At 31.7% G+C, this 12,457-nt stretch carries 10 protein-coding genes; 8 read left to right on the top strand and 2 right to left on the bottom strand.

What is annotated here, in order from left to right:
* The first annotated feature begins 28 nt into the window (after positions 1 to 28).
* The 3 genes from LQ677_RS00565 to LQ677_RS00555 all read left to right on the top strand — a co-directional run bounded on the left by LQ677_RS00565 (position 29) and on the right by LQ677_RS00555 (position 1,640).
* Positions 29 to 259 carry a YneF family protein gene (locus LQ677_RS00565; protein WP_025905903.1) on the top strand — a complete coding sequence of 77 codons (231 nt, stop codon included), beginning with the start codon at positions 29 to 31 and terminating at the stop codon, positions 257 to 259.
* A gap of 185 nt (positions 260 to 444) precedes the next feature.
* Positions 445 to 1,131: a cytochrome c biogenesis CcdA family protein gene (locus LQ677_RS00560; RefSeq protein WP_078104443.1), complete on the top strand. Its 687-nt coding sequence runs from the start codon at positions 445 to 447 to the stop codon at positions 1,129 to 1,131.
* Between the two features lie 38 nt (positions 1,132 to 1,169).
* The gene (locus LQ677_RS00555) at positions 1,170 to 1,640 is read left to right on the top strand and encodes a CcdC family protein (protein WP_037587925.1); all 471 of its coding nucleotides are present in this window, start codon (positions 1,170 to 1,172) and stop codon (positions 1,638 to 1,640) included.
* Between the two features lie 19 nt (positions 1,641 to 1,659).
* Here the strand turns inward: LQ677_RS00555 and LQ677_RS00550 are convergent, their stop codons facing one another.
* Complete coding sequence (locus LQ677_RS00550; RefSeq protein WP_025905909.1) at positions 1,660 to 2,166, bottom strand: DUF2621 family protein; 507 nt, start codon at positions 2,164 to 2,166, stop codon at positions 1,660 to 1,662.
* 75 nt (positions 2,167 to 2,241) lie between these two features.
* Here LQ677_RS00550 and sbcD point away from each other — a divergent pair, with 75 nt between their 5' ends.
* The 3 genes from sbcD (at position 2,242) to LQ677_RS00535 (ending at position 7,110) form a co-directional block, all read left to right on the top strand.
* Positions 2,242 to 3,369 carry an exonuclease subunit SbcD gene (gene sbcD, locus LQ677_RS00545; protein WP_239747995.1) on the top strand — a complete coding sequence of 376 codons (1,128 nt, stop codon included), beginning with the start codon at positions 2,242 to 2,244 and terminating at the stop codon, positions 3,367 to 3,369.
* 1 nt (position 3,370) lies between these two features.
* Positions 3,371 to 6,394 carry an exonuclease subunit SbcC gene (sbcC, locus tag LQ677_RS00540; protein WP_239747994.1) on the top strand — a complete coding sequence of 1,008 codons (3,024 nt, stop codon included), beginning with the start codon at positions 3,371 to 3,373 and terminating at the stop codon, positions 6,392 to 6,394.
* 95 nt (positions 6,395 to 6,489) lie between these two features.
* Positions 6,490 to 7,110: an SCO family protein gene (locus LQ677_RS00535; RefSeq protein WP_191835537.1), complete on the top strand. Its 621-nt coding sequence runs from the start codon at positions 6,490 to 6,492 to the stop codon at positions 7,108 to 7,110.
* Positions 7,111 to 7,177: 67 nt separating this feature from the next.
* Here LQ677_RS00535 and mscL read toward each other — a convergent pair whose 3' ends face one another.
* A complete protein-coding gene (gene mscL, locus LQ677_RS00530) occupies positions 7,178 to 7,537 on the bottom strand; it encodes a large conductance mechanosensitive channel protein MscL (RefSeq protein WP_025905918.1) in 360 nt (119 codons plus the stop codon).
* A 200-nt stretch (positions 7,538 to 7,737) separates the two neighbouring features.
* Between mscL and LQ677_RS00525 the strand changes: the two genes are divergently transcribed.
* Both LQ677_RS00525 and acnA read left to right on the top strand, forming a co-directional pair.
* Complete coding sequence (locus LQ677_RS00525; RefSeq protein ID WP_037587932.1) at positions 7,738 to 9,363, top strand: glycine betaine uptake BCCT transporter; 1,626 nt, start codon at positions 7,738 to 7,740, stop codon at positions 9,361 to 9,363.
* Between the two features lie 247 nt (positions 9,364 to 9,610).
* Positions 9,611 to 12,319 carry an aconitate hydratase AcnA gene (acnA, locus tag LQ677_RS00520; protein ID WP_239747993.1) on the top strand — a complete coding sequence of 903 codons (2,709 nt, stop codon included), beginning with the start codon at positions 9,611 to 9,613 and terminating at the stop codon, positions 12,317 to 12,319.
* Positions 12,320 to 12,457 lie beyond the last annotated feature (138 nt).

Genomic DNA, 12,457 nt, shown 5'->3' with positions numbered 1-12,457 from the left:
TTATAGGATACAGAAAGTGGGTGAAATAATGGCAACGTGGTTAGCAATATTATTAATCGTCGTGGCATTAATCGGTGGGCTAGCACTTGGATTCTTCCTTGCACGTAAATATATGATGGATTACTTGAAAAAGAATCCACCAATTAACGAAGAAATGTTACGTATGATGATGATGCAAATGGGTCAAAAACCATCTCAAAAGAAAATTAATCAAATGATGACAATGATGAATAAGAATATGGATCAAAAAATTAAATAATCTTATATTAATCATAAGTAAAAATAAAACGTATAACCGTGATATTTTTAAACGAGTCTCAGACGTATACAATAGTCTAAGGCTCGTTTCTTATTTTGTTTAAGTTTTCACTTATTGTTCAAATAAAGGTGTTTTAACTTAATTGTTATTTGATAAAATAGAATATGAGTGAGAGGGGGATCATTGTGGAAATCACAGTATTTGTAGCTTTTGGTGCAGGCATATTAAGTTTCGTATCTCCTTGCGTATTACCTATTTATCCAGCGTTTATTTCTTATATAACAGGCATGAGTTATGACGACATCAAAACTAAAGGACTTAGTCGTAATGCAATTTTACATACGATTATCTTTTTGCTTGGATTTAGTGTTATATATATGATACTTGGAATGGGTATAGGATATATTTCTGGTATGTTGATTAATTACCAAACGTTAATCAGGCAATTAGGTGCCATTATTATTATAGTATTTGGTCTCATTATATTAGGTGTATTCCAACCTCAATTTTTAATGAAAGACCGTAAAATAAATTTCAAGACGAAACCCACAGGTTATATAGGTACTTTTCTTATAGGTATGGCATTTGCTGCAGGATGGACACCTTGTAATGGTCCGATTATTGCAGCGATTGGTACGTTGGCTGCTACTAATTCATCACAAGCATTACTTTATATGTTGTTATATGTATTAGGATTCAGCATTCCATTTTTCGTACTGACATTCTTTATAACTAAATTACAAATTATTAAAAAGTACAATGTTGCTATCATGAAGTTTGGTGGTATAATTATGATAATTATGGGAATATTATTGTTCTTTGATTTATTAACGGAGATCACGATATTCTTCCAATCATTAGGTTTAAATTAAATATTATTGATATTTCGTACTTATAAGGGGTTTTAGATATGTATTTCCTTTTTTCATTTGTAATAGCAGCTTTAATGGGATTGGCAGTTATTGTTGTTAGAATGAAAGCACAAAATTATCCAACGAATGCTAAAAAGATTGTATTACCGCCATTTTTTATGGCTACAGGTGCATTGATGTATGTTGTTCCGTACTTTAGATTAAATGGCAGTGAAATTATAGAAGCAATTTTAGTTGGATTGTTCTTTTCTCTATTTCTTATCTTTACTTCTAACTTTGAAGTTAAAGGAACAGAAATTTATATGAAACGTTCTAAATTATTTCCGGTTATTTTAATATCGTTATTAATCATTAGATCAGTCGGTAAATTTTTCTTAAGTGATTCAATCGATCCGGGTCAATTAGCAGGTATGTTTTTCTTACTTGCATTTAGTATGATTGTACCTTGGAGAATTGCTATGTATGTTAAATATAAAAAATTAAAAGACCGTATGCCAATTGTAAATTAAAAAACAACGCACATCTCAATTATTGAGTGTGCGTTGTTTTTGCATTTGAAATTTCTTCTCTATGATCAAAGATAGAAAATTTATTCTTCTCATCATCAGCTAATTCGAACAATTTTAAATATGGTGTATAATCTATATTAAGTTCGGTTAGCTTTTTCTTCATGAATTTGTGATCTCTTTTTGGTGTTGCTACGATATATCCTCTCATGATATGGTCAAGTTCGATTGTTGTGGCATGTTCTTCTAATGCAATTTTAGAGACACGACCACCTATCTTTTCTTTCGCAACATCCCTAAATAATTCTGGAACAGGTGAAACGAGTTCGTTTAATAAACTACGAGCTTCATCATTCCATAATGGTAAAGCTTTATTAATGTAGTAGTCTTGCCAATCAAGTTCACTCATACCATTATCTTTAGGCATACGTTTTAGAAATTTACGAAACATAAAGAATCCACCGATTGCAAGTAACGAAATAAATACGATGCACCATAAAATAATAAAAAATATAAATGCGTTACTCAATGAAATCACTCCTTAGATTTAGTATAAATGAAGCGTTTCGACCTGTCTAATAAATATTATAAAAGGAGCTATAAAATGAAAATTTTACATACTGCTGATTGGCACATTGGTAAAACCATTAATGGTCAATCCTTAATAGAAGATCAAAAGTTTATACTTTCAAAATTATTCGATGCAATTGAAGAACATCAACCAGATATTGTTGTGATTAGCGGTGATTTATACGACTTACACTATCCTAATAAAGAGGCAATGGTTGTACTTGAAGATGCCCTTTCAACAATCAATTTAGAAATTAACACGCCAGTAATAGCCATAAGTGGTAATCATGATGGTAAAGAACGTTTAAACTACGGAGAAAGATGGTTCGAAAAAACAGGCTTAAAAATTATAACAGGGTATGATCAGTTGCTTGAACCAATTAAAGTCAATGATGTCAATATATACGTGATGCCTTACTTTACACCTGCTGATATTAGACATGTATTTGAAGTAAAAGATATTCATACACATCAAGAAGCGACTGAATTTATAGTTAATAAAATGAAAGAAGTTATAAAAGAAGATGAAACGAATATTTTAATAGGACATTTATTCGTTGCTGGTGGTGAATCGACAGACTCTGAAAGACCATTATCTATTGGGACTATAGAAACAGTTAGTGCTCAAACCTTTGATATATTCGATGCTGTATTATTAGGGCATTTACATCACCCGTTTGCAATTCAGTCCGATTACATATTTTACTCTGGAACGCCAATGCAATATTCATTTTCAGAGGCAAACCAAGCTAAAGGATATAGATTATTTGATTTTGGTCATAAATCATTTAAACAGTCATTTATACCAATAGAACCTAGAAGAGCATTTCAAGTGATACAAGCAAGCTATGAAGATGTCATACATGAAAAATTAGACATAAAAAATCGTGAAGACTATTTTCACTTTAAATTATCTGATATGGACCATGTGACAGATCCACTTATGAAGATAAGAAGTATATATCCGAATACACTTCAAATATCTAGACAAGATTATGAAGTTGCAAATGATGAAATAGATGTAGATGTTCATACTTTGACGGATTTAGAGATTATTGAATCTTTTTACGATCATGTAACGGGTGAACCGTTAGAAGGTATAAAAAAAGAGAAAATTATCGCATTGTTAGAAAATGATTTAAATAAGGGGGCACAAGAATAAGATGAGACCTTTATTATTAAAGATGCAATATTTTGGACCATTTATAAATGAAGAAGTGGATTTTACACATTTATCTAAATCACAATTGTTTTTAATATGTGGTAAGACGGGGTCAGGAAAGACGATGATCTTTGATGCGATGGTTTATGCTTTGTTTGGTAAGACATCGACAGAATCTCGTGAAGAAGTTGATTTACGAAGCCATTTTGCAGATCCTAAGTTACCTACTAAAGTAGAATTTGAATTCGAAATTAAAAATGAACAATATAGTGTCGTAAGAACTGTGAAATATATTAAAGAAGGTAATAAAAATCCAACGAATGCGACTGTTGAAGTATATAAAAAAGTAAATGATAAGTGGTCATTAGAAACGAAAAGCATTAATACAAGTAATGATTATTTAAAAGCATTATTACATATGAATGTTAAACAGTTTAGACAAATATTGATTCTTCCACAAGGTGAATTCAAACAGTTTCTCGTATCGAACAGCACAGATAAAAGAAGTATATTAAGAACACTATTCGATAGTAATCGTTTTGAGAAGTTACAAGAAAAATTAGAACTAGAAATGAAGAAAGAAATCGCATTAATCGAAAGTCACTATCAAAAAATCACACAGTATATAAATGATATGCATGATTTTGATGATGAAACGTTACAAGAACATAAACAAGTTGAAGGCTATCGTTATGAAGTGATTAAAGAGGCATTATCGTCATATGAAGCGGTAGGACAAGAAAAGTTAAAAGAACTAACAGATTTGAAATCTAAACAACAGCAACAAGTTAGTGAACTTGAAAGTGCCTTTGAACGAGAGAAAGCATTAAAAGATAACTTTGAAACGTTAAAAGTTAAAGAAGCAGAATTAAATCAGTTGAAAAGTGAAGAAAAAGAAATCAATGATTTAAAGAAACAAGTCAAATACTTAAAAAGTGTACAGTCTTTAACTTATCAATATCATCAACTTAAAGATAAGGAAATCAACCATACAAACGAATTACAAAATGAAGAAGTACTTCAAAAACAAATAAGTGACAATGCGCAAAAATTAGAAACTATCGTACAACAAATAAATGATCTGCATAAAGAACATGAACAAATTGAAGAATATAGAGCATTTGTTCAAAATACGAAGCATATAAAAGTAAATATTGAAAAATATATAGAAGCAGAACAAGACATAATGAAACAACAAGAAAAACAAGAAACTTTAAAAAAAGCAATTGAACAAAATAAGCAAGAAACAGATGAACTTCATACTAAACTTGGGCAAATAACTTATGATGAACTAGATGAGCAAACACAATTAAAAGAACAAGAAACAATGAAGTTAACATTACAAGGTCTAGAAACAACACAAAAGCTGTATGCAGATAAACAAGCATTAGAAGAGAAAATACAAGCATATAATCGTCAATTAGTAGAATATGAAAATGAAAAAACATCACTCGAACAACATAAAGATGCCGAAAAGACATTTGATATTTTGAATGTGGAAGATGAAATATTAAAAATTCAAAAGCATGTTCATAAAGGTGAAGATTGTCCTATATGTGGATCGATTATAGAAACAATTAATGGAGATGTTGATTTTGAAAGCTTAAAACAAGAAAAAGAGAAGCAATTAGAAGTGGAACAGCAGTTACAAGAAGTGAATCAACACATTACGACTTATCAAGAAAGAATTAATTTAACGAATGAACAATTAAACAAGTTAAGTGATGTTAAAGATGTACAAAAGGATATAGCATCATTGAATGAAAGACTTGAACAAGTAGTGAGTACTTTAAAAACATATCAAGAGAATCGTCAGCATATTCAACATCTAAAAAAAGAAATAAGCGATGCAGAAAAGCAAATGACAGAACACACATTACAATTAAATGATTTAAATCATAAAGTATCGACATATGAAAATGATTTAGCGTACTTTAATAAAGAGACGGGATATAATGAAGTATCATCATTTGTTGAACGAGTGAATACGTTAGAACAAACATTATCTAAATTTGATCAAAGTATAAAACAATTGAACGAACAACAAGAACAATATCAAAAAGATAAGCAAACATTACAAATGCAACATGCTACGGTTAAAGAACGTTTATCTATGATTGAAGAACAAATTAAATCTACAAAAGACTATTTAAGTGCTGAAATGAGCAAACATGACATTTCATCTTATGCTCAGTTAGATGAATTGTTGTTAAAAGTAGAGGATATTGATCGATTAGAAGAAAGTGCTCAGCAATATGACAAAAAGTATATAGAAGTTGAAGCGGTCGTTAAAGAGCTTAGTAAAAAGGTAAAAGATCAAGAAATGCCTGATATCGCTAATACAGAAGAACAATTAGTAAGTGCTAAAGATTCTCTAAACAATTTAGTTAAACAATTGAATCAACTTCAATTGAAGGTTGAACAAAATGATCAAAAATCTAAAGCGATTCTTAATGTGATAGATAAGATTAATCAAGACCTTAAAGAACAAGAAGAATTGATTGATTTATCGAGAACGATGAATGGGAAGAATAGCCAGAAATTATCATTGGAGAACTATGTGCTGATTTATTATTTAAACCATATATTAGATAATGCAAATAGACATTTTCTTAAAATGACAAATAATCGTTATCAACTCGTGCGTAGAAACGAGAAATCACAAGGATTAAGTGGTTTGGAAATTGAAGTATTTGATAGATTTTCAAATAGAACGAGACATATTACGTCATTATCAGGAGGAGAAACATTCCAAGCGTCGTTGTCATTAGCGATAGGATTGTCGAATGTTGTGCAGCAAGAAGCGGGTGCTATCCATTTAGAATCGATGTTTATTGATGAAGGATTTGGTACGTTAGATGCTGAAACTTTAGAAACTGCGCTCGATACACTCGTTAATATACAAATGTCCGGTCGTTTAGTAGGTATTATTTCTCACGTATCTGAATTAAAGACAAGAATTCCTACCATTTTAAATGTAAACAAGAATGGATTTTTAAGTACAACAGCATTCTCAAATAATTGAATGACACATCAAAGACATAAATAGATTAAATTGTGTATTTAAGTTGTGATTTTTATTTGATATATTTTAACTAACAGAGTTATGGGAGTGTTAGGATGAAAAAGGGAATATTTCTAATATTGGTTGCAAGTATGATGATGATAATGAGTGCATGTAGTAATAATGCGATTGAACCGGACAGTCAATTTGGCAATAAAATGCAGTCATTCAATGTAACTGATCAAGATGGTCATAAATTTTCACAAAAAGATATGAAAGGTAAAGTGTATATAGCTGATTTTATCTTTACGAATTGTGAAACAGTTTGTCCACCAATGACATATAATATGAGTACTGTTATTGATCAACTTGAAAAAGATGGCGTTAAAAATTATGGGGTATTAAGTTTTAGTGTAGATCCAGAAAATGATACACCGAAAAAACTTAAAGATTACGTTAAACAATATAATGTACCAGATAACAAATGGACGTTATTAACAAATTATGATTTTAAATTTATTAAACAATACGCACAAGATAACTTTAAATCAATAGTGGCGCCACCACCAAAAGGTAGTACACAAGTTACACATGGTACAAGTTTCTATTTAATAGATCAGAATGGAAAAATCATTAAATCATATAGCGGACAGGATGCTGGGGATAAAAAATTCCCTAAATCAGAAATTGTAGCTGATGTTAAAACATTAGTAGAAGAAGGTCCAGTTGAAGATTAATAAAGATATAAAAAAACCATCGATTATTGAACAATCAATAATCGATGGTTTTTTAAATATGTAAAACTTACTTTTCGCGTAAAGCGTCGCGGATTTCTGTAAGTAATACAGTTTGTTCGTCAACTTCTTCTTCTTCTTCGCCTTTTTTCATAACAGTATTTGCAATTTTGATGAATACAAATAGTGCGAATGCGACGATTAAGAAGTCAATGATAGATTGGATGAATAGACCGTACTTGATACCCATTAATGACCATTTTTCAGCGAAGTCTACTTCTCCAAAAATTAATCCAATAAGTGGCATTATGACGTTCTCAACTAAAGATGTAACAATTTTGTTAAAGGCAGCACCAATAACAACGGCGATTGCTAAATCTAAAACGTTACCTTGCAAAGCAAAGTCTTTAAATTCTTTTAATAATGACATATTAAACACCTCCTTATCGAATTTTATCATACATGAATATGGCATAAAAAGAAATAGTCAATTTGATTTTAGGTGTAATATTTGTTAAAGTGTTGAATGTTGCTGTTTTCATATATCACTTATTTGAAAATATCACGAATAAAATAAGTTAAAACGGGAATACATAATTTAAAGTTTGTTATTTTGAAAGGAGAATTATAATGGCCAATATTCCAACGTATCCAAATGGAAGAAAAGTTTCAAATGTTTTTACAATTAGTGCCATAGTTGTTGCAATCATTGTTGCACTTGGTGTTATTTTTCCAACTCAGTTTGGTGAGATAACTGGTAATATCAGTGCATGGATTTCAAAATACTTTGGTTGGTATTACATGATTATTACAATTGGTATGGTATTTTTCTGTGTTTTCATTATATTTAGCCCAATTGGAAAGTTAAAATTAGGTAGACCACATGATAAACCAGAATTTAATACAATTTCTTGGTTTGCAATGTTATTCAGTGCTGGTATGGGTATCGGACTTGTATTCTACGGTGCAGCTGAACCAATGTCTCACTTTGTTTCACCACCGAATGCAGATCCAGAGACGAAAGCAGCGATGACTGAATCAATGCGTTCTACATTCTTACATTGGGGTTTCCATGCTTGGGCAATTTACGGAGTAGTTGCTTTAGCGTTAGCATATTCTCAATTTAGAAAAGGTGAACCTGGTTTATTATCTAAAACATTAAGACCAATTTTAGGTGATAGAGTTGATGGTCCTATAGGTATCATTATTGATGTGTTATCAGTATTCGCAACTGTTGTAGGGGTTGCCGTATCATTAGGTATGGGTGCTTTACAGATCAATGGTGGATTAGAATATTTATTTGGAATCCCAAATAATATCGTTATACAAGGTATCATCATCGTTATTGTAACGATTTTATTCTTAATGAGTGCATGGAGTGGACTAAGTAAAGGTATCCAATATTTAAGTAACTTAAATATTGTTTTAGCTTCACTATTACTTATCGTCACTTTAATTATCGGTCCAACAATTTTAATTGCAAATATGTTTACATCATCAACAGGTGCGCTATTCGATTCATTCTTATTCAATAGTTTTGATGTAGCACCATTAAATCCTCAAAAGAGTGAATGGTTAAATTCATGGACACTTTATTATTGGGGTTGGTGGATGAGTTGGAGTCCATTCGTAGGTATATTCATTGCCCGCGTTTCTAGAGGACGTTCAATTCGTGAGTTTATTTTAGGTGTTATGCTTGTACCAACAATCATTAGCTTTATTTGGTTCAGCGTATTTGGCGTAACAGGTATTGAAGTAGGTAAGAAGACACCAGAAGTCTTCAAAATGACTACTGAAACTCAATTATTTGGTGTATTTAATGAATTACCAATGGGTGCGATTCTATCAATTATTGCATTAGCATTAATATGTACATTCTTTATAACTTCTGCAGACTCTGCTACATTCGTTCTAGGTATGCAGACAACTTATGGATCATTAGAACCATCAGGTAGAGTGAAGATTGTATGGGGTGTTGCACAATCACTTATTGCATTCGTGCTATTATTATCTGGTGGAGATACTGGATTAAATGCATTACAATCAGCAGCAATCATTTCAGCATTCCCGTTTAGTTTCATTATCATTATGATGATTGTCGCTTTCTATAAAGATGCAAACCAAGAAAGAAAATATCTTGGATTATCGATTACACCGAATAAGCATCGTATGAAAGAATATGTAGAAAAATCTAAACGAGAATATGAACAAGAATTAAAAGAACAACGTCGTTTAGCAAGAGAAATGGAAGATTAATAAGTTAAAGACTGAGACAAATTGATGTCTCAGTCTTTTTTTAAAATTATAGTTGATAATCATTATCAATTAATAACTAAAAATTATGTATATTTGAAAATACATAAGAAAAACTTATAGTATCCTATTATAAACTTGAATGGTAAATATATTCATTTTTAAGCGCAATGTATTGTTTTACTAAAGTATTGATTATACAATTGTATATGAAGCATTAACTTGCACAATTTTAAAGGGGGAACTAATAATGAGCTCAAGTTTAAAAGAACAATCTAAAAAATCTTTTGAATTGAACGGCAAAACATACACGTTTTATAGCTTAAAAACATTAGACGAATTAGGTTTATCTAATGTTGATAAACTACCTTATTCTATTCGTGTATTATTAGAATCAGTATTAAGACAATTTGACGGACGTGTCATAAAAGAAGAACATATTATGAATTTAGCAAAATGGGGTAAATCTAACGATGCTAATGCAGAAGTACCATTTAAACCATCACGTGTTATTCTACAAGACTTCACAGGTGTACCTGCAGTTGTAGACTTAGCTTCTTTACGTAAAGCGATGGATGATGTTGGTGGAGATGTTTCTAAAATCAACCCTGAAGTACCTGTTGATTTAGTTATTGACCACTCTGTACAAGTAGATAGCTATGCATTACCAAATTCATTAGAAATGAATATGAAATTAGAATTTGAACGTAATATCGAGCGTTACCAATTCTTAAACTGGGCAACAAAATCATTTGATAACTATCGTGCTGTACCACCAGCTACTGGTATTGTTCACCAAGTTAACTTGGAATACTTAGCAAGTGTTGTACACATTAGAGAGGAAGAAAATGAACTTGTAACTTACCCAGATACTTTAGTAGGTACTGACTCACATACAACAATGATCAACGGTATTGGTGTATTAGGTTGGGGTGTAGGTGGTATTGAAGCCGAAGCAGGTATGCTTGGTCAACCTTCATACTTCCCAGTTCCTGAAGTTATCGGTGTTAAATTAACAAACGAATTACCACAAGGTACAACAGCTACTGACTTAGCTTTACGTGTAACTGAAGAGTTACGTAAAAAAGGTGTTGTAGGTAAATTTGTTGAATTCTTTGGTCCTGGTGTAGAAAAATTACCATTAGCAGACAGAGCAACAATTGCTAACATGGCGCCTGAATATGGTGCTACATGTGGTTTCTTCCCAGTAGATGATGAATCATTAAGTTACTTACGTTTAACTGGACGTTCTGAAGAACACGTTAATGTTGTAGAGAAATACTTAAAAGAAAACAACATGTTCTTCAATGCTGAAAATGTAGAACCAACATATACAGATGTTGTAAATCTAGATTTATCAACAGTTGAAGCATCTTTATCTGGTCCTAAACGTCCACAAGATTTAATCAAATTAAGCGACATGAAAAAATCATTTGTTGAATCAGTGACTGCACCAGCAGGTAACCAAGGTCATGGTTTCGATAAATCAGAATTTGATAAATCTGTAGATATTGAATTACAAGATGGTACGAAGACTTCAATGAAGACTGGTGACATCGCAATTGCAGCCATTACTTCATGTACAAACACTTCTAACCCATATGTAATGTTAGGTGCAGGTTTAGTTGCGAAAAAAGCAATCGAAAAAGGCTTAAAAGTACCAGATTACGTTAAGACTTCATTAGCACCTGGTTCAAAAGTTGTTACAGGCTATTTACGTGACGCTGGATTACAAGAGTATTTAGATGATCTTGGATTCAACTTAGTTGGTTATGGTTGTACAACTTGTATCGGTAACTCAGGTCCATTATTACCTGAAATTGAAAAAGCGATTGCTGACGAAGATTTACTTGTTACTTCAGTATTATCTGGTAACCGTAACTTCGAAGGTCGTATTCATCCATTAGTTAAAGCGAACTACTTAGCATCACCACAATTAGTTGTTGCTTATGCATTAGCTGGTACTGTTGATATCGACTTACAAAATGATCCAATCGGTAAAGGTTCAAATGGAGAAGATGTATTCTTAAAAGACATCTGGCCATCAATTGAAGAAGTTAGAGATACTGTATTATCAGTTGTTACACCTGAATTATTCAGAGAAGAATACAAAACAGTATTTGAATCTAATGAAGTTTGGAATCAAATTGAAACAACAGATCAACCATTATATGACTTTGATCCTAGTTCAACATATATCCAAAACCCTACATTCTTCCAAGGTTTATCTAAAGAACCACAAGATATTCAACCTTTAAGTGATTTAAGAGTAATGGGTAAATTTGGTGACTCAGTTACAACTGACCATATTTCTCCTGCAGGTGCAATCGGTAAAGATACACCAGCTGGTAAATACTTGCAAGACCATGATGTAGCAATTAGAGACTTTAACTCATACGGTTCTCGTCGTGGTAACCATGAAGTTATGATGAGAGGTACTTTTGCGAACATTCGTATTAAGAACCAATTAGCACCTGGAACTGAAGGTGGATTCACAACTTACTGGCCAACAGAAGAAGTAATGCCTATCTTTGATGCTTCAATGAAATATCAAGAAAATGGTATTGGTTTATGTGTACTTGCTGGTAATGACTACGGAATGGGTTCTTCTCGTGACTGGGCAGCTAAAGGTACAAATCTTTTAGGTGTTAAAACAGTTATTGCTCAAAGTTACGAACGTATTCACCGTTCTAACCTAGTTATGATGGGTGTATTACCTTTACAATTCAAAAAAGGTGAATCAGCAGATAGCTTAGGTTTAACTGGTAGAGAAGCCATTTCAGTAGATATTCATGAAGGTGTTAAACCACGTGATATTCTTAAAGTAACTGCTACTAGCGAAGATGGTAAAGTTACAGAATTTGAAGCTTTAGCTAGATTCGACTCAGAAGTAGAAATTGACTACTACAGACACGGTGGTATTCTACAAATGGTATTAAGAAACAAATTAGCACAATAATATAAAGCTAATTCATATACGAGCAGTAGATATTCTTTGTAAATTGAATGTCTACTGCTTTTTATATGAAAATTAAATATATGTATTTAAAAGAATATAATCACAGGCGTAATTATATTTATGTTATGATTAGGTTAA

The sequence above is a fragment of the Mammaliicoccus sp. Q-M61 genome (assembly GCF_022386055.1).
Lineage (GTDB): Bacteria > Bacillota > Bacilli > Staphylococcales > Staphylococcaceae > Mammaliicoccus > Mammaliicoccus sciuri_A.
This window is presented reverse-complemented; position numbering and strand designations above follow the sequence as displayed.

Coding starts and splice junctions, on each gene's coding strand:
- LQ677_RS00535 (WP_191835537.1), top strand. CDS start 6,490: ATGAAAAAGGGAATATTTCTAATATTGGTTGCAAGTATGATGATGATA.
- acnA (WP_239747993.1), top strand. CDS start 9,611: ATGAGCTCAAGTTTAAAAGAACAATCTAAAAAATCTTTTGAATTGAAC.
- mscL (WP_025905918.1), bottom strand. CDS start 7,537: ATGTCATTATTAAAAGAATTTAAAGACTTTGCTTTGCAAGGTAACGTT.
- LQ677_RS00525 (WP_037587932.1), top strand. CDS start 7,738: ATGGCCAATATTCCAACGTATCCAAATGGAAGAAAAGTTTCAAATGTT.
- sbcC (WP_239747994.1), top strand. CDS start 3,371: ATGAGACCTTTATTATTAAAGATGCAATATTTTGGACCATTTATAAAT.
- LQ677_RS00555 (WP_037587925.1), top strand. CDS start 1,170: ATGTATTTCCTTTTTTCATTTGTAATAGCAGCTTTAATGGGATTGGCA.
- sbcD (WP_239747995.1), top strand. CDS start 2,242: ATGAAAATTTTACATACTGCTGATTGGCACATTGGTAAAACCATTAAT.
- LQ677_RS00565 (WP_025905903.1), top strand. CDS start 29: ATGGCAACGTGGTTAGCAATATTATTAATCGTCGTGGCATTAATCGGT.